At 70.3% G+C, this 21,875-nt stretch carries 17 protein-coding genes and 2 riboswitches; of the genes, 10 read left to right on the top strand and 7 right to left on the bottom strand.

Going from position 1 to position 21,875, the window contains the following annotated elements:
- Positions 1–100: 100 nt before the first annotated feature.
- The 3 genes from gcvP to J2S22_RS09270 form a co-directional block, all read right to left on the bottom strand.
- Positions 101–2,986 (bottom strand): aminomethyl-transferring glycine dehydrogenase, encoded by a 2,886-nt coding sequence (gene gcvP / locus J2S22_RS09280; RefSeq protein ID WP_272779447.1) that lies wholly within the window; start codon positions 2,984–2,986, stop codon positions 101–103.
- Positions 2,987–3,253: 267 nt separating this feature from the next.
- Positions 3,254–3,332, bottom strand: a riboswitch (glycine riboswitch).
- A gap of 3 nt (positions 3,333–3,335) precedes the next feature.
- Positions 3,336–3,422, bottom strand: a riboswitch (glycine riboswitch).
- Between the two features lie 122 nt (positions 3,423–3,544).
- Positions 3,545–4,093: a flavin reductase family protein gene (locus tag J2S22_RS09275; protein ID WP_272779897.1), complete on the bottom strand. Its 549-nt coding sequence runs from the start codon at positions 4,091–4,093 to the stop codon at positions 3,545–3,547.
- Between the two features lie 118 nt (positions 4,094–4,211).
- The gene (locus tag J2S22_RS09270) at positions 4,212–5,063 is read right to left on the bottom strand and encodes a GntR family transcriptional regulator (protein ID WP_272779896.1); all 852 of its coding nucleotides are present in this window, start codon (positions 5,061–5,063) and stop codon (positions 4,212–4,214) included.
- A gap of 476 nt (positions 5,064–5,539) precedes the next feature.
- On the opposite strand from J2S22_RS09270, the gene J2S22_RS09265 reads away from it, so the two are divergent.
- The 6 genes from J2S22_RS09265 to J2S22_RS09240 all read left to right on the top strand — a co-directional run bounded on the left by J2S22_RS09265 (position 5,540) and on the right by J2S22_RS09240 (position 12,104).
- Positions 5,540–6,964: a M24 family metallopeptidase gene (locus tag J2S22_RS09265; RefSeq protein WP_272779895.1), complete on the top strand. Its 1,425-nt coding sequence runs from the start codon at positions 5,540–5,542 to the stop codon at positions 6,962–6,964.
- Between the two features lie 247 nt (positions 6,965–7,211).
- Positions 7,212–8,459, top strand: coding sequence for an ABC transporter substrate-binding protein (locus J2S22_RS09260; RefSeq protein ID WP_272779894.1), 1,248 nt, complete (start codon positions 7,212–7,214; stop codon positions 8,457–8,459).
- A gap of 106 nt (positions 8,460–8,565) precedes the next feature.
- Positions 8,566–9,360, top strand: a complete 795-nt coding sequence (locus J2S22_RS09255) for an ABC transporter ATP-binding protein (RefSeq protein ID WP_272779893.1) — start codon at positions 8,566–8,568, stop codon at positions 9,358–9,360.
- The gene (locus J2S22_RS09250) at positions 9,357–10,046 is read left to right on the top strand and encodes an ABC transporter ATP-binding protein (protein WP_272779892.1); all 690 of its coding nucleotides are present in this window, start codon (positions 9,357–9,359) and stop codon (positions 10,044–10,046) included. The genes J2S22_RS09255 and J2S22_RS09250 overlap by 4 nt, the downstream gene beginning before the upstream one ends.
- A gap of 199 nt (positions 10,047–10,245) precedes the next feature.
- Positions 10,246–11,235, top strand: a complete 990-nt coding sequence (locus J2S22_RS09245) for a branched-chain amino acid ABC transporter permease (protein WP_272779891.1) — start codon at positions 10,246–10,248, stop codon at positions 11,233–11,235.
- A complete protein-coding gene (locus J2S22_RS09240) occupies positions 11,232–12,104 on the top strand; it encodes a branched-chain amino acid ABC transporter permease (RefSeq protein WP_272779890.1) in 873 nt (290 codons plus the stop codon). Before J2S22_RS09245 ends, J2S22_RS09240 begins: the two co-directional genes overlap by 4 nt.
- Here the strand turns inward: J2S22_RS09240 and J2S22_RS09235 are convergent.
- Entirely contained in the window at positions 12,094–13,164 is a 1,071-nt protein-coding gene (locus J2S22_RS09235) for a GlxA family transcriptional regulator (RefSeq protein WP_272779889.1), read from the bottom strand. The genes J2S22_RS09240 and J2S22_RS09235 overlap by 11 nt on opposite strands.
- Positions 13,165–13,233: 69 nt before the next feature.
- On the opposite strand from J2S22_RS09235, the gene J2S22_RS09230 reads away from it, so the two are divergent.
- From J2S22_RS09230 to J2S22_RS09215, 4 genes are all read left to right on the top strand, one after another.
- Positions 13,234–13,905, top strand: coding sequence for a DJ-1/PfpI family protein (locus J2S22_RS09230; protein WP_272779888.1), 672 nt, complete (start codon positions 13,234–13,236; stop codon positions 13,903–13,905).
- A 144-nt stretch (positions 13,906–14,049) separates the two neighbouring features.
- The gene (locus J2S22_RS09225) at positions 14,050–15,096 is read left to right on the top strand and encodes an HlyD family secretion protein (protein WP_272779887.1); all 1,047 of its coding nucleotides are present in this window, start codon (positions 14,050–14,052) and stop codon (positions 15,094–15,096) included.
- Entirely contained in the window at positions 15,093–17,843 is a 2,751-nt protein-coding gene (rbbA, locus tag J2S22_RS09220; RefSeq protein ID WP_272779886.1) for a ribosome-associated ATPase/putative transporter RbbA, read from the top strand. The genes J2S22_RS09225 and rbbA overlap by 4 nt, the downstream gene beginning before the upstream one ends.
- A gap of 1 nt (position 17,844) precedes the next feature.
- Entirely contained in the window at positions 17,845–19,020 is a 1,176-nt protein-coding gene (locus J2S22_RS09215) for an ABC transporter permease (protein ID WP_272779885.1), read from the top strand.
- A gap of 28 nt (positions 19,021–19,048) precedes the next feature.
- On the opposite strand, the gene J2S22_RS09210 is transcribed toward J2S22_RS09215, so the two are convergent.
- The 3 genes from J2S22_RS09210 to J2S22_RS09200 all read right to left on the bottom strand — a co-directional run bounded on the left by J2S22_RS09210 (position 19,049) and on the right by J2S22_RS09200 (position 21,764).
- Positions 19,049–19,822: an ABC transporter ATP-binding protein gene (locus J2S22_RS09210; protein ID WP_272779884.1), complete on the bottom strand. Its 774-nt coding sequence runs from the start codon at positions 19,820–19,822 to the stop codon at positions 19,049–19,051.
- A 72-nt stretch (positions 19,823–19,894) separates the two neighbouring features.
- Positions 19,895–20,752, bottom strand: coding sequence for an ABC transporter permease (locus tag J2S22_RS09205; protein ID WP_272779883.1), 858 nt, complete (start codon positions 20,750–20,752; stop codon positions 19,895–19,897).
- 22 nt (positions 20,753–20,774) lie between these two features.
- Complete coding sequence (locus tag J2S22_RS09200) at positions 20,775–21,764, bottom strand: aliphatic sulfonate ABC transporter substrate-binding protein (protein WP_272779882.1); 990 nt, start codon at positions 21,762–21,764, stop codon at positions 20,775–20,777.
- Between the last annotated feature and the right edge of the window lie 111 nt (positions 21,765–21,875).

Raw genomic sequence — 21,875 nt, 5'->3', positions numbered from 1 at the left:
AGCGGCGAACCCGGAATCCAGCGACGGAAACAGGCGCACGTCGCGGGGTTGGATTCCGGGTTCGCGGGCCGTCGGCCCGCGCCCGGAATGACCGGCATCCTCACCCCGCATAGGCCTCCACCGGCGGGCAGGAGCAGATCAGGTTGCGGTCGCCGTGGACGTTGTCCACCCGGCCGACGGGGGCGAAATACTTGTCGGTGCGCGACACGCCCTCGGGGAACACCGCCTCGGCCCGCGTGTAGGCGCGATTCCAGGCGTCGTCGGCGAGGTCGTGCACGGTGTGGGGCGCGTGGCGCAGCGGCGACTGCTCGATCGTGAACCGACCCGCCTCGACGGCCGCGATCTCCTTGCGGATCGCGATCATGGCGTCGACGAAGCGGTCGAGCTCGTGCTTCGATTCCGACTCGGTCGGCTCGATCATCAGCGTGCCGGCCACCGGGAACGACACGGTCGGGGCGTGGAAGCCGTAGTCGATCAGCCTTTTGGCGATGTCGTCCACGGTGACGCCGGCCGTCTCCTTCAGCGGCCGCGGATCGACGATGCACTCGTGCGCGACGCGGCCGTTGTGGTTCTTGTAGAGCACCGGATAGTGGGGCGCGAGGCGGCGCGCGACGTAGTTGGCCGACAGGATCGCCACCTCGGTGGCGCGCTTCAGCCCCTGCTCGCCCATCATCAGCACATAGGCGTACGAGATCGGCAGGATCGACGCCGAACCGAACGGCGCCGCCGACACCGGACCGACCGGCGCGGTGCCCCCGTCGACGGCCGGATGGCCGGGCAGGAACGGCGCCAGGTGCGCCTTGACGCCGATCGGGCCCATGCCGGGGCCGCCGCCGCCGTGCGGGATGCAGAACGTCTTGTGCAGGTTGATGTGGCTGACATCCGCCCCGTAGGCGCCGGGCCGCGACAGGCCGACCTGGGCGTTGAGATTGGCGCCGTCCAGATAGACCTGCCCGCCGTGGCGGTGGACGATCTCGCAGATCTCGCGGATCGCCTCTTCGAACACCCCGTGGGTCGACGGATAGGTGATCATGGCGCAGGCGAGCTTCTGCGCGTGCTGCGCCGCTTTCGCCTCCAGATCCGCCACGTCGATGTTGCCGTCGCGGTCGCAGGCGACGACGACGACCTGCATGCCGGCCATGGCGGCGGAGGCCGGGTTGGTGCCGTGCGCCGAGGACGGGATCAGGCAGACGGTGCGCTGCGGCTCGCCGCGTGAGGCGTGATAGGCCCGGATCGCCAGCAGGCCGGCGAACTCGCCCTGCGAGCCGGCGTTCGGCTGCAGCGACACCGCGTCGTAGCCGGTGAGCGCGGCGAGCATGCCCGCCAGCTCGTCGAACAGGAACCGGTACCCTTCGGCCTGCTCGGCCGGAGCGAACGGGTGGAGGCCCGAAAACTCCGGCCAGGTGATCGGGATCATCTCGGCCGTGGCGTTGAGCTTCATGGTGCACGAGCCGAGCGGGATCATGGCGCGGTCGAGCGCCAGGTCGCGGTCGGACAGCTTGCGCAGATACCGCAGCATGTCGGTCTCGCTGCGGTACCGCTGGAACACCGGGTGGGTCAGGAACGGCGAGGTGCGGGTCAGCGACGCCGGCAGCCGCACGTCGGCCTCGCCGGCCATGTCGTCGTAGCGGAACGTGCCGCCGAAGGCGCGCCACACCGCCTCGACCACGGCCTCGTCGGTGGTCTCGTCGACGCTGATGCCGATGGCCGGCTCGCCGGCGAAGGCGCCCGCCGGAACGGCGCGCAGGTTGATCCTCCCGGCCCGGGCCCTCTCCAGAATCTCGGTCTGGCGATCGCCGACCGGCACCGTGACGGTGTCGAAGAACGGCACCGCCGGCACTGCGACCCCGAGCGCGCGGAGGCCGGCCGCCAGCACGGCGGCGCGCCGGTGCACCTGGCGGGCGATCTCGGTGAGGCCCTCGGGACCGTGATAGACGGCGTACATCGACGCGATGACGGCGAGCAACACCTGCGCCGTGCAGATGTTCGAGGTTGCCTTCTCGCGGCGGATGTGCTGCTCCCGGGTCTGCAGCGCCAGCCGGTAGGCCGGCGCCCCGCGCACGTCGACCGACAGGCCGACGAGGCGGCCCGGCATGGTCCGCTCGAGCCCCTTGCGCACCGCCATGTAAGCGGCGTGCGGGCCGCCATAGCCCATCGGCACGCCGAAACGCTGGGTCGAGCCGATCGCCACGTCGGCGCCGAGCTCTCCCGGCGGCACCAGCAGGGTCAGCGCCAGCGGATCGGCGGCGAACACCACGAGCCCCTTCGCCGCATGGACGCGATCGACGACGGCCCGAAAATCACGCACCGCCCCGTACGTGCCGGGATACTGCACCAGCACGCCGAACACGGCGGCCGGGTCGAGGTCGCGCTCCGGGTCACCGACGATCAGCGAGAGGCCGAGCGGCTCGGCCCGCGTCCGCAGCACCGCCAGCGTCTGCGGGTGCACGGCGCGGTCGACGAAGAAGGCGGTCGCCCTCGATGCGGCGGAGCGCTTCGCCAGCGTCATCGCCTCGGCGGCGGCGGTCGCCTCGTCGAGCAGCGAGGCGTTGGCGACGGGCAGCCCGGTCAGGTCCGCCACCATGGTCTGGAAGTTCATCAGCGCTTCCAGCCGGCCCTGGCTGATCTCCGGCTGGTAGGGCGTGTAGGCCGTGTACCAGGCCGGATTCTCCAGCACGTTGCGCAGGATCACGCCCGGCAGCACGGTGCCATGATAGCCTTGGCCGATCAGCGACACGAACACCTGGTTGCGGCTCGCGATCTCGCGCATGCGGGCGAGCGCCTGCGGCTCCGAGAGGGCCGGACCGAGGGCCGGCGGCCGCCTGTCGCGGATCGCCGCCGGGATCACGTCGGCGATCAGGGCGTCGAGGCTCCTGGCGCCGACCGCCTCGACCATCACGTCGATGTCGCGGGGGCCGGGTCCGACATGGCGGCGGACGAAATCGGTGGCCGGGGTCTCGGTCTGCATGCGGATGGGGGCGTTCATTCTGTTGTCCTGACGGCTGCGATCCGGACGATGGGGCGATGCCGCCACGCACACGCGGGCCCGCCGCCGGGGGACGGAGCGGGCGCCGTCGCACGCGACGGGCCGGTTGCGGATGCCAGGGCGATGCGCCGTCACGTCCTCGGGGGCGTCACGTCCTCGGGGCGTCACGGTGCGGACCGAACGATCGTGGATGGCGCGACGTCGCGACCTGGGGTCGCGACACGACAGGGAGCGCCTCCCGACAAGCTCGGCTCGCCACGGCGCCCCATCTGTCTCTGTGCCTGAGAGTGTTATCCCGTCGGCGGACGCGTCCCGGCATGGTGTCCGGGCACGTCACTTTCCAGATTCACCTCTCGCGACGGTCCTTTTGCCTGAGAGTTTCCGGGGCGGTTGCTCCTTCGGCGCCGGCAGAGCCGGTCTCTCCCGTCGAGAGTACGCGAAACCTCCTTGCAAGCAGGATGCTCGAACACAGGATCTAGGTGCTTCGTCGATGCCTTCAACGCCCGGCGAAGTCAAGGCGGCGCGCTGCCGCAAAGATGGGCATGCACAAAAATCCGTCTACGCCCAGCCTCGCGGAAACAATGAATCCGACGGCGCCACATGCTGCTCGCCGGCCGCATCGAGCCGGCGGTAGCGGCCGGAGAAGAACACCAGCGGGCGCTGGGAGGGGCCGTCGCCGATCCGCAGCGCCTCCACCCGCCCGACGAAGATCTCGTGGTCGCCGCCCTCGTGGCGGGCGTGCGCGGCGCACTCCAGGACCGCGAGGGTCCCCGGGAGCAGCGGCACGCCGTGCCGGCCGGCGACGGTGGCGACGCCGTCCCACTTGTCGGCGCGCGGCCGCGAGAAGCGGTCGGAGAGCGCCTCCTGCTGCTCGGACAGCACGTTGACGGCGTAGTGCCGGGCGGCCTGCCACGCCGGGAAGCTGTTGGCGCGGCGGGCGATGCTGAACAGGACGAGGGGCGGGAGCAGCGACACCGAGTTGAACGAGCTCACCGTGATGCCCAGCGGCGCGCCGTCGGGCGCCAGCGCCGTCACCACGGCGACCCCGGTCGCGAAGCGGCCGAGGGCCTGGCGGAAACGGGCCTCGTCGAAGGGGGCGTCCTGCATGCGGGCTGCGGCTCCTGGCGGCCGGAGCCGCGACGGTGGCTGGCGCTATCAACCAGCTTTGCACCGCCGCATCAAGCCGCGCCGCGTCGCCGCGGCGGGCGCCGGCCGGGACCGGCCGTCAGGTGACGGCGCGGCGCGCCCGCGGCTGCGCCGGCGGGGTGGCCGCCGGCCGAACGCCGCCGCGGCCCGGGCCGTGGTGGAGGATGTGCTGGAGGCGCTCGCGCAGGTTCTCGATGTGCTTTCGCATGGCGCGCGCGGCGCGCTCGGGATCGCGCGTCTCCATCGCCTCCAGGATGGTGCGATGCTCGCGCCCCGCGGCGTAGACGTCGACGGTCTGCCACAGATGGAGATACCAGAAGCGGGTCGATCGCTCGTGCATCAGCCGTACGAAATCGGCCAGGATGGCGTTGCCCGACATCGCCGAGAGCTTGACGTGGAAGGCGCGGTCCGACTCGACGAAGGCGTCGAGCGACCCGCCGCCGTGCCGGCGGTTTGTCTTCTCCAGGATCCCGGCGAGCTCCTTGATGTCCTCCTTGGTGCTGTTGGCGACGGCGCGGCGCACCATCTCGACCTCGACCAGGATGCGGGCATCGAGGATCTCGATCACCTCGTTGATCGAGTCGGGGCGGACGATGACGCCTTTGCGCGGCACCACCTCGACCAGGCCCTCGACCTGCAGGAGCTGCAGCGCCTGGTGAACCGGCGTGCGGCCGAGCTTGAGGAGGTCGCAGATCGCCGCCTCGTTGAGATACTGTCCCGGCAGGAAGAACAGCGTCAGGATCATCTCCTTGATCTGCTGATAGGCGCGGTCGGACAGCGACGCGCCCTTGTCCTTCTCGCGGTCCTTCTCCCGCTCCTTGTCGCGGTCCCGCGCCTTCTCCCGCTCCTTCTCTGCGGGGGCCGGCGACGCGACCGCCGTGCCGGTCTTCCGCTTCGGCCGCGTGCCGCGTTCGATTCGAGCCTGTGCCATCGGACGTCCGCCGTTGCGCTCCGGCGGGACCTCTCATGCTGCGCCGCAAGATGGCGAGAGGCCCGCCCGCGACCCCCTGTCGCGTCGACAAGATCCTAGAGGTGTTCGGGGCCGCGCGCCAGCCGTGACGGCGCGTGGCGCGCATGCGCTCGAACGCCGCCCCCGGCGCGACTCGTCGGCCGGCGCGATCGCGTGGCGGGGCGAATCGTCCGGCTCCCGCTCCGCCTTGTATGCAGTGCAGCACGCCGCGCGGCACATGGATGGAGCCGCCTCGTGCGCCGGTCCAAACCTATTCGGCGCCGTCCATTTTTGCAGAGCTGTGCCGTAGGAACCACATCGCCGTTCGCTTCCCACCGGGTTGGTCGTCGTTATAATTCGAGCCGCTCGGATCACTTGGGTTCGGGCTTTCTTCGCATCTCCCGCACGTCGGGTCCCCACCCTCCGAACCTCGAAGTCGGTCCAACGAGGAGCGCTCCATGAGCTATGAACTAGACCACGCATTTCTCGGCAAGCCGCATCACCAGCTTCCGCGCCGCGTCTACGCGGCTCAGGGCTGCGACTGGCAGTATCGCGTCGATTACGAGCGCCTCCGTCGTCAGCGGCTGGAGAAGGCGCGCGAGCAGATGGAGATCCACGATCTCGGCGCCCTGGTGCTCTACGCCGGCGCCAACATCCGCTACATCACCGGCTCGTACCAGGGCAACTGGAAGTACAACATCAACATCCGCTATGCGGTGCTGCCGCGCGGCGGCGATCCGATCCTGTTCGAGACCGCCGGCTCCGACATGCAGTGCGCCCGCATCGATCTGCCGTGGATGCACAAGACGCGCGGCAGCAACATCGCCGAAGGCCTGAAGGGCTCGGCCTCGATCGCCGCCGGCGCCCGCGAGCGCAAGATCGACCCGCTGACCGATCCCGGCCTGATGATGCGCGACAACATCCGCCCCGCCATGACCTGGCAGTGGGCCGAGTCGGCCGTTCCCTACATGGCCGAGCGCATGGTCGCCTCGATCTACGAGGTGCTCAAGGAGTACGGCGTCACCAAGGAGAAGATCGGCGTCGACAATCTCGACATCCCGTCGCTCGAGGCCTTCAAGAAGTTCAACATCAACATCGTCAACGGCTGGCCGGCCATGTCGGCGGCCCGCGTCGTCAAGACGATCGACGAGATCGAGCTCCTGAAGCAGTCGTCGACCATCGGCGACGCCGCGATGTGGCACATCAAGCACGAATGGCTGAAGCCCGGCGTGACCGAGCGCCAGATCGAGGCCAAGGTGCACGAGCTGATGCTGCGTCTGGGCTGCGAGATCATCTACGACATCATCGTCGCGTCGGGCGGCAACACCTCGCCGTATCGACGATGGGCGACCGACAAGATCATCCGGCAGGGCGACCTCGTCATCGTCGACATCAACGCGGTCGGTCCGTCGGGCTACTTCATCGACTACGTGCGCTGCTTCAAGTGCGCCGCGAAGATGACCCAGAAGGAGATCGACCTCTACAAGCAGACCTACGACTCCATGTATGCCGGCATCGAGATGCTGAAGCCCGGCAACTCCACGGCCGACGTCGCCGCCAAGTTCCCCGAGTACGACGACGACACCTACGGCACCGTGACGCTGCAGCAGTTCGCCCACTCGATCGGCATCACGCTCTACGAAGGCATGTGGATCTCGCGCGCCTACTCGCTCAGCCAGCCGGCCGAGATCAAGGAGAACATGTACTTCGCGATCGAGACCTTCGCCGGCCATCCGCAGCTCGAGCAGACCACGCGCCTCGAGGAGAACGTGCTGGTCGGCCCGAACGGCCCGATCGTGTTCACGCTGATGGAGCACATGGAGGAGGCGGTCGGCAACCACACCCGCCCGGGCGGCGTCGACCACCCGTCGCTCGAGAAGTGACGTTCCCGGGGCGGGGCGCGCATCGCGCTCCGTCCCCGGCCCGCCTGCCCGCCGCGCCACGGCGCTGCGGGCGTCGTTTCGGTCCGGGAGACCCGAACAGAGGAGACCGCGCGTCGATATCGGGACGAGCGTGCCGCACTAAACCGCATTGCGGGTACTTCCGGAGTGTTGCAGCCTCGATAACAAAGAGCCGTGTTCCACTTGGCTTCAAAATAAAACCCGTCGCTAGATAGAGAGGAAGGCAGAAATGAAGAGGCTATGGGGTCTGCTCGCCGTCTCCGCCTTGTGCAGCATCCTCGCTCCCGGCCTCGCGTCGGCGCAGAGCGCCGGCCCGAAGATCAAGGTCGGCATCCTGTTGCCCCTCACGGGCCCGTTCGCCGCCGTCGCCGAGACCCAGAAGCAGGGCGCCCTTCTCGCCGTCGACGTGATCAACAAGCGCGGCGGCCTCAACATGCCGGAAGGCAAGGTCCAGATCGAAGGCGTGGTCGACGACGACGAATCGAAGCTCGACGTCGGCGTCCGCCGCTATCGGTATCTGGTCGACCAGGGCGTCAAGGGCGTCGGCGGCCAGACCTGGGCGCCGCTCGCCTACGCGATCAACGCCCTCGTGTCGCGCGATCCGAAGCCCTACTTCCCGGTCTGCGTCCAGGCCAAGGAAGCGTTCCAGAAGGGCAAGATCGCGCCGTCCACCTTCGCCGCCGCCTACAGCCCGTGGACGGTCGGCTACATGGCCGGCACCCAGGCCGTGAAGACGCTCGGCAAGAAGAAGATCTTCTTCCTGGCGCGCTCCGACTCGTGGGGCTGGGACATCCGTGACGGCGTCTACGCCGCCGCCAAGGAGAACGGCGCCGAGATCGTCGGCTACGACGAGGCCTCGCTCGGCACCAGCGACTTCACCACCATCCTGCAGAAGGTGCGGGCCGCGAAGCCCGACGTCTTCATCGCGGCGCAGTTCGCCGCCGACTCGGTCGCGCTCCTCAAGCAGGTCCACCAGATGGGCCTGAACAAGGAGATGACGATCTTCAACGCCTTCATCACCAACGTGGTGGCGAAGGGCCTGCCGCCCGAGGCCCTGCAGGGCGTCTACGCCATGCACTACTTCTACTACGACCTGGCCGGCTTCCCGGACCAGGAGGTGGCCAAGCAGGCGGCCGAGTTCACCAAGCTGTTCCGCGACAAGTACGGCTATCCGCCGGACGCCTACGCGGCGATCGCCTATATCGCCTACATGGAAATGTTCCGCGGCTTCGAGCAGGCGAAGTCCTACGACGCCCCCAAGGTCACGGCCGCCCTGATGGCCAACGGCGGCAAGTTCGACTCCGTCAAGGGGCCCGCGTCGTGGCGCGAGGACCATCAGGCGGCGTTCAAGTACGGCGCCTTCCTGGTCAAGGGCAAGGGGCCCGGCGAGCAGAAGAGCGAGTGGGACCTGTTCACGGTCCAGGGCTCGATGGGCGGGGACGCCATCCTGCCTCCGCTGAAGTCGCTCGGCTACTGAGCGCTCCGACCACGCCCGAGGCCGGCCCCGCGTCGGCCTCCCCCTCCCACGCGGCCCGGCGGACGGGCGACCGCGCCGCCGGCCGCGACCAGAAGAGAGGACTATCGTGAGCACGGACCCGCGCGCCGAGATCATCCGGGCGGAAGGCGTCACCAAGCGCTTCAAGGGCCTCGTCGCCGTCGACAATGTGAGCTTCGTGCTGCGCGAATTCGACGTGGCCGGCATCATCGGCTCGAACGGCGCCGGAAAGACGACCTTCTTCAACCTAGTCACCGGCTACTACCCGCCCGACGAGGGCCGGATCTACTTCAAGGGCCAGGACGTCACCCGCATGCCGCCGGAGCAGCGGGTCGACCTCGGCATGATGCGGACGTTCCAGCTCACCGCGACGTTCGACAGTCTCACCGTCGTCGACAATCTCGTCCTGTCCTACTTCCGGGCCTACGAGAAGCCGTCGCTCCTGGCGTTGTTCTTCAACACCTGCAAGAGCCGGCGCAACAACCCGAAGATCGTCGAGATCCTCGAGACGTTCAATCTCGCCGACCTGCGCGACCGCGTCGTCAAGAACCTCAGCCTCGGCGAGAAGCGCCGCCTGGAGATCGCGATGTCGATCCTGGCGGATCCCTCGCTGCTGCTGCTCGACGAGCCGCTCGCCGGCCTCGCCGAGTCCGAGATCAAGATGCTGCTCGACGTGCTGAAGGCCCGGGTCGGCCGCCAGACCATCCTGATCGTCGAGCACAAGCTGTCCCACGTGCAGGACTTCCTGCAGCGCCTCACGGTGATGCACGAGGGCCGGGTGATCGCCGAAGGCCCCTGCGAGGAGTGCCTGCGGCATCCCGAGGTCCGCCGGAGCTACTGGCAGATCGCCACCGAGGCCGGCGAGGGCGAGGCAGTCGCATGAGCAACCAGATCCTCGAGGTCAAGGGCCTGAACGCCGCCTACGGCGAATCCAAGGTCCTGTTCGACGTCAGCATCGCGGTGCGCGACAAGCAGGTGGTCGGCTGCGTCGGCCGCAACGGCGCCGGCAAGTCGACGCTGCTGAAGAGCATCGCCGGGTTCCTGAGGCCGACCGCCGGTAACGTCACGTCGGAGGGCGTCGACCTCGTCGGCCGCACCGCCTACGCGATCGCCGGCATGGGCATCAAATACGTGCCGCAGGACAAGAAGGTGTTCTCCGACCTGACGGTGCGCGAGAATCTCGAGCTCGGCTCCTACGCCTCCGGCGACTACAACTGGGACCCGGTGCTCGCCTTCTTCCCGAAGCTGAAGGTGCTGCTCGACCGCAAGGCCGGCTATCTCTCGGGCGGCGAGCGGCAGATGCTGATGATCGGGCGCGCCATCCTGGGCAAGCCCAAGCTGCTCCTCGTCGACGAGCCGACCGAGGGGCTGGCGCCGTCGATCGTCACCCATCTCAAGGACGTGTTCCGCGAGCTCTCCAAGAGCGCGGCGCTGGTCATCGTCGAGCAGAACCTGCCGATGATCTGCGGCATCGCGAACAAGATCTACGCCCTCAACGAGGGGCGGCTGGTGGCCGAGCTCACCGACCCCGAGCAGATCAGGCCCGAGGTCTGCGAGCCGTATCTCTGACCGACGTCGTCCGCGGACCCGCCGGTCCGCGGGCCGAGAACGTGCCGCCGTGGGCCGGCTCGCCGGGCGAGCCTGACGGGACGGTCCGGACGGTTCCGAGAACAATTCGGGCGACGACGTCGGGTCGTCGCCCCCGGGAGGTCGGCTGCGCGGCGGGTCTCGGCCCGTACGCGGGCGCGATCGAGAGAGGGATCCCGCGATGAGCGTCCTGCGATGGTGGTCGGGGCTGCTGGTGGCTTTCGGGCTGCTGGTCCTGCTCCGAATCTTCCTGCCACTTCCCTTCAACAACGAGATCATCATCTTCTCGATCTACGTGATCGGCTGCAACTACCTGCTCGGTCGCGTCGGCTTCATCTCGTTCGGCCAGCCGGCCTACCTGGCCGTCGGCGCCTACGGCACGGCGTTCTATCTCTATTACTTCGGCGGCAATCCGTATGTCGGCATCCTGGTCGGGATCGTCTCCGGCATCGTGGTGTCGGCGCTGGTCGGGCCGCTGTTCGTGCGGCTGAGGTCCGACTACTTCGCGCTCGTCAACCTGGCGCTCGCCGTCATCATCTTCTTCCTGATGCAGAAGGTGCTGGCGAGCGTGACGTTCGGCGACAACGGGCTCGAGCTCCTCACCAAGATGGACGTGACGCCGATCCTCGACATCTCGCGGCCCGACCAGTTCTGGGTCTTCGCCTTCGTGTCCGCCTTCGGCGTGTGGGCGCTGTACAAGTATCTCGACGACTCGGTGTTCGGGGCCTGCTGCCTGGCCGCCAAGGCGAACGAGGACAAGCTGCGCTTCCTCGGCTACAGCAACTACGGCATCCGCCTGATGGCCTTCGTGGTCGCCAACACGACGACGGCCTTCGCGGGCGCCCTCTACGCCGTCCACCAGGGGCTGGTCAGCCCCGAGATGTCGAGCCCGGCGCGCGCCGCCGATCCGGTGGTCGTCACCATCCTGGGCGGCGTCGGCACGCTCTACGGACCGCTGGTCGGCTCGATCGCCTTCGTCGGCATGAAGGATCTGATCAGCAAGGTGTTCGGCCACTGGGAGCTGATCGTCGGCTTCCTCCTGGTGTTCGTCATGCTGGCCGGCGAGCGCGGCATCTGGGGCTCGCTGGAGCCGCTGCTGCGGCGCTGGATCCTCCGCCAGCGCGAGACTGACAAGCCGGTCGTGGCCGATGCGGGAGTGAAAGCGCGATGATCGATCCTCAACTGCTCCTGTCGGGCGTCATCTTCGGCCTCTCCATGGGGAGCGTCTTCTTCCTCATGACGGTCGGCCTGTCGCTGTGCTTCGGGCTGATGCGCATCATCAGCCTCGACCAGCTGCTCTACTACTCGGTCGGGGCCTACCTGACCTACTCGGTCAGCCTCGCGGTCGGGAACGTCTGGATCGGTGCGCTGGCCGGCGTGGCGGTGGCGGGCGCCACCGCGCTGTTCGTCGAGCGCTTCGTGTTCCTGCGCATCTACGCCCGCGACATCACCTTCAGCATGATCACGTCGTTCGGCATCCTGATCGGTGGAATCGGCGTCATCAAGGTGATCTGGGGTCTGGTGCCGCGGCCCGTCCCGGTGCCGATCGAGGCGCAGTGGAACATCCTCGGCACCGACGTTCCGGTCTATCGGCTCGCCGTCGTCGTCCTGGCGCTGCTGGTCTATGCCGGCATCTGGCTGTTCCTCAACAAGACCATCATCGGCAAGGCGATCCGCGCCGGCATCGAGGACGTCGAACACGTCGAGGGGCTGGGCATCAACGTCTACCGGCTGTTCACCCTGACCTTCGTGATCGCCGGCGCCCTGTCGGGCCTCGCCGGCGGCCTGCACGCGCCGCTCATCATGGTGTTCCCGGACATGGGGCTCGAGGTGCTCGCCTTCGCCTTCATGGTGGTGATCATCGGCGGCCTCGGCAGCATCAAGGGCACCTTCATCTCGGCCTTTCTGGTCGGGCAGGTGGTGTCGATCGGCTCGTTGATCTACGCGCCGCTCGCCCAGATGGCGCCGTTCGCCATCATGCTGCTGATCCTGCTGATCAAGCCGACCGGCCTCTACGGCAGCGCGATGCTCAAGCGCTGACCTCGGGGCCCCGCGACACTGCGGCCGGCCGGGCCTCGTGCCCGGCCGGTTCGCGTTCGAGGGAGAAGCGGGCCCGATACGCCTGCGGCGACGTGCCGAGCATGCGCTGAAAGGCCCGCCGCAGCGTCTCCTCGGCGCCGAAGCCGCAGCGGGCGGCGACCTGCTTCACGGCGAGGCCGGACTCGAGCATGCGCCGTGCCGCCTCGATCCGCAGGCGCTCGACCGCGCGGGCGGGCGTCTCGCCGGTGGCGGACCGGTAGTGGCGCACGAAGCTGCGCTCGCTCATGCCGGCGGCCCCGGCGAGGGCCGCGACCGAGAGGTCGCCGTCGAGATGCGCCTCCATGAAGGCGTGCAGCGCGCCGAAGCGGCCGTCGCCGCGCTGCTGCAGCGCGAGTGCGGTGCTGAACTGGCTCTGGCCGCCGGGCCGCTTGAGGAAGACGACGAGATGGCGGGCCGCGGCGAGCGCCGGCACGGGCCCGAGGTCCTCCTCCACCAGCGCCAGCGCGAGATCGATCCCGGCCGTGATGCCGGCCGAGGTCCAGACCGGCCCGTCGCGCACGAAGATCGGATCGGGGTCGAGCCGCACCTGCGGGAATTTTTCGGCGAACTCGGCGCAGCGGTGCCAGTGCGTCACGGCGCGGCGGCCGTCGAGCAGACCCGCGGTGGCGAGCAGGAAGGCGCCGCTGCACACCGAGGCCGTGCGGCGCGCCCGTGTCGCGCGTGCGAGAATCCAGGCGGGCAGGGGGCCCTCGCAGGCGGCGTTCACGCCGAACCCGCCGGCGACGAGCAGCGTGTCGAGCGGCGCCTGCGGGTCGGGCAGCGGCTGCGCCACCAGCGCCAGGCCGGCCGACGACGCGATCTCGCGCGTCTGCGCCACGACGACCGGAGCGTAAGCGGGCGGCTCTCCCCGGTCGGCGAGCTGGTCGTTGACGGTCGCGAACACCTGCAGGGGGCCGGCGACGTCGAGGAGCTGCACGCGGTCGAACGCCAGGATCTCGATCCGGCGCGGCGGCGGGGCGGCGCGGGTGGCGGGCCGGGTTGGCTGAATCCGAGGGGACATTGGCATATCCGCCAGAGCCTCCTCCGCTAGGCTCGCGCTGTCAACGCCACCTCGTCACGGGACCTCTCCATGTCGCCTTCGATCGGCCTGCTCGTCTTCCCCGGCATCCAGATTCTCGACCTCGCCGGCCCCTACGAGGTGTTCCGGGCCGTGCCGGACGCCACGCTGCATCTGCTGTGGAAGGACCGCGCGCCGGTGATGTCGGCCGGCGGGCTGCCGTTCGCCGCCACCGCGACCTTCGCCGAGGCGCCGGCGCTGGACGTGCTGTGCGTGCCCGGCGGGGCCGGCGTGAACCGGCTGATGACCGACGCTGCGGTCCTCGACTTCCTCCGCGCCACCGCGGCGCGGACGCCGTGGCTCTCCAGCGTCTGCACCGGCGCGCTGCTGCTCGGCGCCGCCGGGCTGCTGCGCGGGCGGCGCGCCACAACGCACTGGAACTCGCATGATTTCCTCGCCGCCTTCGGGGCCGAGCCGGTGGACCAGCGGGTGGTGCGCGACGGCAACCTGTTCACGGCCGCCGGCGTCACCTCGGGCATCGACCTCGCGCTCGCCGTGGTCGATGCGGCGGTCGGCCGCGAGCGCGCCGAGGAGATCACGCTCGCCTTCGAGTACGCGCCGCAGCCGCCCTTCGCAGGCGGTACCCTGAAGCAGGCACCGCCCGCCGCGATCGCAGCCGCCCGGGAGCGTTACGCCGCGTCCCGGCGCGAGCGCGAGGCGATCGTCGCCTCGCTCCGGGCCTGAGGCGCGGCGCCCGTCGCAGCCCGGCTGCGGGGCCGCCGCAGGGCCGTTTCGGGACAGGCCGGGCGAAACGGCGTATGATCCAAGCCGGGACGGAATCGCGTGCCGTTGTCGATCCGGGAGCGCGTTCGTTCCCGGGAGATCGTGATGCTCGTCCGTGCCGCTGCCGTGCTCGCCGTCGTTCTGGCCGTCGCATCGGGAGGGGGCGATGGAATCGCGGCGGCCCAGGAGGCCGAGCCCGGCCCGGCGGCGCGCGCCGAGGCGGCGGTCCGCGATCTGATCGCGCGGCTGCGGGGCAATCGGCTGCCGGCCGGCATCGTCAAATCGAACGGGCGCATCGAGGCCACCCAGGTCGACGTCGCGGCCAAGTATCCGGGCCGGCTCGCCCGCGTGACGGTCGACGAGGGCGACGAGGTCACGGCCGGTCAGGTGGTGGCCACCATCACGGCGCCCGAATACGAGGCGCAGCTGCGCGGCGCCCAGGCGCAGGTGCTGCGCGCCAAGCAGGCGCTCGCCGAGGCGGTCGCCCTCATCGCCCAGCGCAAGAGCGACGTCGAGTTCACCCGTACCGATCTCGAGCGCGGCCGCAGCCTGCTCGCCAAGGGCAACATCGCCCAGCAGGCGGTCGATCAGCGGCAGAACAAGGCCGACGCCGCCGAGGCCGCCCTGCGGGCCGCGACGGCGCAGCGCGACCAGGCCGAGTTCGCCATCCAGGTGGCCGAGGCCGACGTGCAGCGCCTGCAGGCGATCCTGGTCGACCTCGTCCTGGTGTCGCCGCGCAGCGGCCGCGTCCAGTATCGGCTCGCCCGCGCCGGCGAGGTGGTGGCGGCCGGCCAGCGCGTCCTTACGATCCTGGATCTCAAGGACGTCTATCTCACCGTCTACCTGCCGGCCGAGGATGCCGGAAAGCTGGCGCTCGGCGACGAGGCCCGCATCGTCGCCGACCCGATCCCCGAATACGTGATCCCGGCCACCGTAAGCTTCGTCGCCACCGAGGCGCAGTTCACGCCGAAGAGCGTGGAGACCGCCGAGGAGCGCCAGAAGCTGATGTTCCGGGTCAAGCTCCAGGTCGATCCCGACGTGCTGCAGAAGTACCACCGTCAGGTGAAGACCGGGGTGCGCGGCATCGGCTTCGTGCGCACGAGCCCGAAGATCCCGTGGCCCGGCGACCTCGCCGTGAAGCTGCCGAAATGACCGGGGACTGCGTCGCCCGGCTCGACGGGGTGAGCCACCGCTACGGTACCGTCGACGCCCTCGCCGACGTCACGCTCGACATCCCGGCCGGCCGCATGGTCGGGGTCATCGGGCCGGACGGCGTCGGCAAGTCCACGCTCCTCGCGCTCCTCGCCGGGGTGCGACGAATCCAGTCCGGCACCGTCACGGTGCTGGACGGCGACATGGCCGACGCCGTTCACCGGCGCACCAGCTGCGCCCGCATCGCCTACATGCCGCAGGGGCTCGGCCGCAACCTCTATCCGACGCTCAGCGTGTTCGAGAACGTCGACTTCTTCGGCCGCCTGTTCGGCCAGAGCGAGGCGGAGCGGCGCACCCGCATCGCCGACCTCACCCGCGCGACCGGGCTCGATCCGTTCGTCGGGCGTCCGGCCGGCAAGCTGTCGGGCGGCATGAAGCAGAAGCTCAGCCTGTGCTGCGCCCTGATGCACGACCCGGATCTCCTGGTGCTCGACGAGCCGACCACCGGCGTCGACCCGCTGTCGCGCCGGCAGTTCTGGGAGCTGATCGACACGATCCGGGCGCGCCGGCCGCAGATGAGCGTGCTCGTCGCCACCGCCTACATGGAGGAGGCGGCGCGGTTCGACTGGCTCGCCGCCATGGACGACGGCCGGGAGATCGCGCACGGCGCCCCGGCCGAGATCCTGGCGCGGGCGGACGAGACATCGCTGGAGCGCGCCTTCATCGCGCTGCTGCCGGCCGAGAAGCGGGCCCGCCACGCCCCCGTGGTGGTGCGCCCGCGCGTCGCCGCGGCCGACGAGACGCCCGCCATCGAGGCGGAGGGGCTGACGCGGCGCTTCGGCGACTTCGTCGCCGTCGACCATGTCAGCTTCCGCATCGGTCGCGGCGAGATCTTCGGCTTCCTCGGCTCCAACGGCTGCGGCAAGACCACGACGATGAAGATGCTCACCGGCCTGCTGCCGGCGAGCGACGGGCGGGCGGAGCTGTTCGGCGCGCCGATCGGGGCCGGCGATGTCGGCCTGCGCCGCAATGTCGGCTACATGTCGCAGGCCTTCTCGCTCTATGCCGAGCTGACCGTGCGGCAGAATCTCGACCTGCACGCCCGGCTCTACCATCTGCCGCGGGCCGAGGTCGCGCCGCGCATCGCCGAGCTGCTCGCCCGCTACGACCTGGAGGCGGTGGCCGACCAGCGGCCGGACGCGCTGCCGCTCGGCATCAAGCAGCGCCTGCAGCTCGCCGTCGCGGTGCTGCACCGGCCGCCGCTGCTGATCCTCGACGAGCCGACCTCCGGCGTCGACCCGATCGCCCGCGACGCTTTCTGGCGCACCCTGATCGACCTGTCGCGCGACGAGGGCGTCACCATCTTCCTGTCGACCCACTTCATGAACGAGGCCGAGCGCTGCGACCGCATCTCGCTGATGCATGCCGGCAGGGTGCTGGCGGTCGGCACGCCGGCCGAACTCGCCGCGGCGCGCGGCGGTGGCAGCCTGGAGGAGGCGTTCGTCGCGTATCTGGCCGAGGCGGGCGGCGTCGGCGCGGTGCCGGCCGAGACGGAGAGCGCGGTGCCGGCGACGCCGGCCGGCGTGGCCTCGGCCGAAGCCCCCGCTGCCGTGCCGAAGCGCTTCGATCCCGGCCGGCTGTGGGCCTATGCGCGGCGCGAGGCGATGGAGCTCCTGCGCGACCCGATCCGGCTCGTCTTCGCGCTGGTCGGCCCGATCGTGCTGATGATGGCGTTCGGCTGGGGCATCTCCTTCGACGTCGAGAACCTCAAATGGGCCGCCTTCGACCAGGACCGCACGCCGGAGAGCCGCGCCCTGCTCGAGAGCTTCTCGGGCTCGCGCTACTTCACCGAGCGGCCGCCGGTGTCGTCGACGGCGGAGCTCGACGACCGCATGCGGCGCGGCGAGCTGGCGCTCGTGGTCGAGATTCCGCCGGGCTTCGGCCGCGACCTGCAGAACGGCCGGGTGCCGGAGGTCGGCGTCTGGATCGACGGCGCCATGCCGTTCCGCGGCGAGACGACGCGCAGCTATGTCGGCGGGCTCGCCCTCCAATACGCGCAGCAGCGCGCGATCGAGCGCGCCGGTCCCAACGCGTCGGCGAGCACGCTCGATGTCGAGGTGCGGTACCGCTACAACCAGGCCTTCAAGAGCGTCGTCGCGATGGTGCCGAGCATCATCGCCCTGATGCTGATCCTGATCCCGGCCGTGATGTCGGCCGTCGCGGTGGTGCGCGAGAAGGAGACCGGCTCGATCGCCAATTTCCGCGCGACGCCGACCGGCAAGGTCGAGTTCCTGGTCGGCAAGCAGCTCCCCTATGTCGCCGTCGCCATGGCGAGCTTCGCCACCCTGATGATCCTCGCCGTCACGCTGTTCGGCGTGCCGGTGACCGGCTCGTTCGCGGCGCTGGCGCTCGGCACGCTGCTCTACTGCTTCGCCACCACGGGCTTCGGCCAGCTCGTCTCGACCTTCACCCGCACCCAGGTCGCGGCCGTGTTCGCCACCGCGATCCTGGCCGTGGTGCCGGCCGTCAACTTCTCGGGCCTGCTGGTGCCGGTGGCGTCGCTATCGGGCGGCGCCCGGGTGCTCGGCCTCGCCTTCCCGGCCGCCTGGTATCAGCCGATCAGCGTCGGCACCTTCGCCAAGGCGCTCGGCTTTTCGGCGGTATGGCCGCAGATGGTGGTGCTCGCGGTGTTCAGCGTGGCCTATCTGATCGCCGCCCGGACCTTCCTGCAGAAGCAGGAGCGGTGAGATGGGGCGCGAAACCAGGGCGGTCTCGAAGCGGCCGGCCGGCACCGGGCTCGCGGCGCGCCTCGCCAACGTCTTCCGCCTCACCGTCAAGGAGCTGCGCAGCATCCGGGCCGACCCCATCATGCTGCTGCTCGTCGTCTACGCCTTCACCATCAACGTCTACTCGGTGGCGACCGGCGCCTCGGTCGAGGCGACGAACCTCGCCGTCGCCGTGGTCGACGAGGACCGCTCCGCGCTGTCGCGCCGCATCGCCGACGGGCTCACGCCGCCGTTGTTCCGGCCCGCCGTCGAGATCGGCGCGGCCGAGATCGACGGCGCGCTCGATGCCGGACGGGTCGTCTTCGTCGTCGAGATCCCGCCGCGCTTCGAGGCCGACGTGCTGGCCGGGCGGAAGACCGCCGTGCAGGTGAACGTCGATGCCACCGCCATCACCCAGGCCGGCAACGGCTCGGCCTACATCCGCACCATCGTCGCCGACCAGGTCGCGTCGTTCCTGGCCGGGCGCGACGGCGCCGCGGCCAGTCCGGTCGACGTGGTGGTGCGCGCCACCTTCAATCCGAACCTGAAGTCGAGCTGGTTCACCTCGGTCATGCAGGTGGTCAACAGCATCACCATGCTCACCGTGATCCTCACCGGGGCGGCGCTGATCCGCGAGCGCGAGCAGGGCACGGTCGAGCACCTGCTGATCATGCCCGTGGTGCCGAGCGAGATCATGCTGTCGAAGATCCTCGCCAACGGCCTCGTGACGCTGGTCGCCACCGGCCTGTCGCTCGTCCTCGTCGTGCAAGGGGGGCTCGCCGTGCCGATCGCCGGCTCGCTGCCGCTGTTCCTGGCCGGGGCGGCCGTCTACGTGTTCACGGTGGCGGCGCTCGGCATCATGCTCGGCACCATCGCCAACACCATGGGGCAGTTCGGCCTGCTCGCCATTCCGGTGCTGCTGGTGACGCAGCTCCTCTCCGGCAGCGCCACGCCGCTGGAGAGCATGCCGGCGGGGCTGCGCTGGGTGATGTGGACGATCTCGCCGACCCCGCACTTCGTGTCGTTCGCGCAGGGGGTGCTGTATCGCGGCGCCGGCGCCACGGTGGTCTGGCCGCCGCTGGTCGCCGTGGCGGTGATCGGCGGGGTCTACTTCGCCGTGGCGCTGCGCCGTTTTCGCCGCGTCGTCTTCGGGGCGTGACAGCGCCGCTCCGGCGCCGGCGCGCCGTTCACCACCAGGCCGCGGCGGCCTCGGCGGTCGCGGTCGGGCGGCCCTCGCGGGCACCGTTCAGGGCGGCGAGCACCTGCCGCTTCACGGCGTCCCACACGGCCGAGTCACGATCGCGCGGGCGCGGAAGATCGACGGCGATCTCGGCGGCGATGCGGCCCGGCCGCGGCCGCATCACGACGATGCGGTCGGCGAGCGCGATCGCCTCGTCGACGTCGTGGGTGACGACGACGAGGGTCGGCTCGGCGTCGTGCCACAGGTCGAGCAGATGGTCCTGCAGATCCGCCCGGGTGAAGGCATCGAGCGCCGAGAACGGCTCGTCGAGCAGCAGCACCTCGGGCCGGGTCACCAGCGCGCGGGCCAGTGCCACCCGCTGCGCCTGCCCGCCCGACAGCTCGCGCGGCCACACCGCCGCCTTGTCGGCGAGGCCGACGCGGGCGAGCTGCGCCGCGACCCGCCGGTCGCGCTCGCCGGCGGCGAGCGCCGCGAGGCCGAAGCCGACATTGCCGGCGACGGTGAGCCACGGCAGCAGCCGCGGCTCCTGGAACACCATCCCGATTCGCTCGTGCGGCGCCGTGATCTCGTCTCCGTCCAACACGACGCCGCCGTCGGTCGGCCGGTCGAGCCCGGAGACGAGCCGCAGCAGCGTGGACTTGCCGCAGCCCGAGCCGCCCACCACCGCCACGATCTCGCCGGGCGGCACGTCGAGCGACACCGCATCGAGCGCCCGAACGCCGTTGACGTAGGTCTTGCCGAGGTCTTTCAGGATCAGCATGGGTGGCTCACCGGGCTGCGTGATGCGGCGGCAGTTTTCTTCCGTCTCCCGCGAGGGGAGAGGGATAAAACCTCACCCCGTCTCGCCCTGCGCCACCACGTCCTCCCAGCGCAGGAAGGGCGCCGTGGCGGCGACGAGGAGCCAGTCCGTGGTCTTGCCGATGACGGCGAACGCCACGATGGCGGCGACGATCTCGGCAGGCTTGCCGAGCTGCTGGCCGTCGACCAGCAGGTAGCCGAGCCCCTCGCTCGCGCCCATGAACTCGGCCGCGACGACGAACATCCAGCCGAGCCCGAGGCCGGCGCGCAGCGACACCACATAGCCCGGCAGCACGGCCGGCAGCAGGATTCGCCGCACCATGGCGGGCCCGGACAGGCGAAAGATGCGGCCGACCTCGACGATCTTGCGGTCCACCGAGAGGATCGCGCCCATCACGCCGAGATAGACCGGGAAGAACACCCCGACGGCGATCAGTGCCACCTTCGAGGCCTCGAAGATGCCGAGCCACAGGATGAACAGCGGCACCCATGCGATCGACGGGATGGCGCGCAGGGCCTGCAGCGTGGGGTCGACCAGCGAGCGCGCGAGCCCCGAATGGCCGGCGATCGCGCCCATCAGGGTGCCGGCCAGCGCGCCGAGGCCGAAGCCGGCGGCGACCCGCAGCACCGTCGCGACGGTGTGACGGGCGAGCTCGCCCGTGGCGGCGAGATCCGCGAAGGTCTCGGCGATGCGCGAGGGCGGCGGCACCAGCCGGCCATCGGACAATCCGGCGCGGACGGCGAGCTCCCAGCCGGCGGCGGCGGCGACCGGCCCGGCGAGGCCGAGCGCGACGCCGCGCCAGCGCCGGCGCCCCTCCTTTCGGCGCGGGCGCCCGGAGGCGCCGGCCTGGGCCGGCGCGGCGATCCGCAGGGTGTCGGCGTCGGCGGTCATCGGGGCAGGCGCCGCAGCCGGATCAATTGCCGGCCGTCGCGAGACGGCCGTCGATCAGCGCATCGACGGTCGCCGTCACGTCCACCGAGGCGGCGATCACGCCGGCCTGCTGCAGGGCGAGACCAGCCGCCAGGATCGAGGAGCGCTGCGCCGCGCCGATGCGGCTGTGGGTCAGCTCGGTGCGCTCCTCGAGCTGCTTCTTCACCACCGTCTCGGGCAGCTTCGTCACCGCGGCGAAGGTCTTGCGCAGGCCCTCGGGATCGGCCAGCGCCTGCCTGCGTGCCTCCTCGTAGACGGCGAGCACGCGCTGCACCAGCTCGGGATGGTCCTTCAGGAACGCCTCGCGGACATTGAGGATGCCCCAGGTGTTGGCCTCCTTGTTGCGGAGGAGGAGCTTCGCGCCGTCCTCCACCTCGGCCTGTGCCATCATCGGGTCGAGCCCGGCCCAGGCGTCGACGTCGCCGCGGATCAGCGCCGTCTTGCCGTCCGGGTGCTGCAGCAGCACCGGGGTGATGTCGCGCTCGGTCAGGCCGGCGTCGAGCAGCGCGCGGACCAGGAAGATGTGCGGGTCGGTGCCGCGCGTCACCGCCACCCGCTTGCCCTTCAGGTCCTTCACCGAGGCGACGGAAGAATCCTTGCGGATGACCAGGGCGGTCCATTCCGGCCGCGAGTAGACGTAGATCGACTTGATCGGGTTGCCGTTGATCCGCGCCACCAGGGCGGCCGAGCCCGCCGTGGAGCCGAAGTCGATCGAGCCGGCGTTGAGGAACTCCAGCGCCTTGTTGGAGCCGAGCGTCTGCACCCAGCGGATGGCGATGCCGTCCTTGGCGAACTCCTTCTCCAGCAGGCCCTTGTCCTTGAGCACCAGGGACACCGGATTGTAGGTCGCCCAGTCGAGCCGGATGTCACGGGGCTTGTCGGCCGCGTGCGCCGGCCCGGCGGGCCCGGCGAGCGGCAGGACGAGGGCACCGGCCAGAAGGCCGGTCGCGGCACGGCGCGACAGCGACGGCATGGGACACCTCCGCGCGTTCGGGGACGGCCGGTCGAACGCATGTTCGCGGCCCTGTTGTCGGAAGACTTTCAGAAGGCGCAGCCCGGGCGAACCGGCCGGCGGGATGCGGAA

The sequence above is a fragment of the Rhodoplanes tepidamans genome (genome assembly GCF_030813915.1).
Classification (GTDB): domain Bacteria; phylum Pseudomonadota; class Alphaproteobacteria; order Rhizobiales; family Xanthobacteraceae; genus Rhodoplanes; species Rhodoplanes tepidamans.
The sequence above is the reverse complement of the archived record's forward strand: the minus strand, read 5'-3'. Positions and strand labels throughout refer to the sequence as shown.

Bases quoted from the DNA above. Each gene is read 5' to 3' on its own strand.
- J2S22_RS09270 (WP_272779896.1), bottom strand. From the start codon at position 5,063: ATGGCACAGGCTCGAATCGAACGCGGCACGCGGCCGAAGCGGAAGACC.
- J2S22_RS09210 (WP_272779884.1), bottom strand. From the start codon at position 19,822: ATGCTGATCCTGAAAGACCTCGGCAAGACCTACGTCAACGGCGTTCGG.
- gcvP (WP_272779447.1), bottom strand. From the start codon at position 2,986: ATGAACGCCCCCATCCGCATGCAGACCGAGACCCCGGCCACCGATTTC.
- J2S22_RS09230 (WP_272779888.1), top strand. From the start codon at position 13,234: ATGTCGCCTTCGATCGGCCTGCTCGTCTTCCCCGGCATCCAGATTCTC.
- J2S22_RS09275 (WP_272779897.1), bottom strand. From the start codon at position 4,093: ATGCAGGACGCCCCCTTCGACGAGGCCCGTTTCCGCCAGGCCCTCGGC.
- J2S22_RS09225 (WP_272779887.1), top strand. From the start codon at position 14,050: ATGCTCGTCCGTGCCGCTGCCGTGCTCGCCGTCGTTCTGGCCGTCGCA.
- J2S22_RS09205 (WP_272779883.1), bottom strand. From the start codon at position 20,752: ATGACCGCCGACGCCGACACCCTGCGGATCGCCGCGCCGGCCCAGGCC.
- J2S22_RS09215 (WP_272779885.1), top strand. From the start codon at position 17,845: ATGGGGCGCGAAACCAGGGCGGTCTCGAAGCGGCCGGCCGGCACCGGG.
- J2S22_RS09240 (WP_272779890.1), top strand. From the start codon at position 11,232: ATGATCGATCCTCAACTGCTCCTGTCGGGCGTCATCTTCGGCCTCTCC.
- rbbA (WP_272779886.1), top strand. From the start codon at position 15,093: ATGACCGGGGACTGCGTCGCCCGGCTCGACGGGGTGAGCCACCGCTAC.
- J2S22_RS09265 (WP_272779895.1), top strand. From the start codon at position 5,540: ATGAGCTATGAACTAGACCACGCATTTCTCGGCAAGCCGCATCACCAG.
- J2S22_RS09245 (WP_272779891.1), top strand. From the start codon at position 10,246: ATGAGCGTCCTGCGATGGTGGTCGGGGCTGCTGGTGGCTTTCGGGCTG.
- J2S22_RS09200 (WP_272779882.1), bottom strand. From the start codon at position 21,764: ATGCCGTCGCTGTCGCGCCGTGCCGCGACCGGCCTTCTGGCCGGTGCC.
- J2S22_RS09235 (WP_272779889.1), bottom strand. From the start codon at position 13,164: ATGTCCCCTCGGATTCAGCCAACCCGGCCCGCCACCCGCGCCGCCCCG.
- J2S22_RS09250 (WP_272779892.1), top strand. From the start codon at position 9,357: ATGAGCAACCAGATCCTCGAGGTCAAGGGCCTGAACGCCGCCTACGGC.
- J2S22_RS09260 (WP_272779894.1), top strand. From the start codon at position 7,212: ATGAAGAGGCTATGGGGTCTGCTCGCCGTCTCCGCCTTGTGCAGCATC.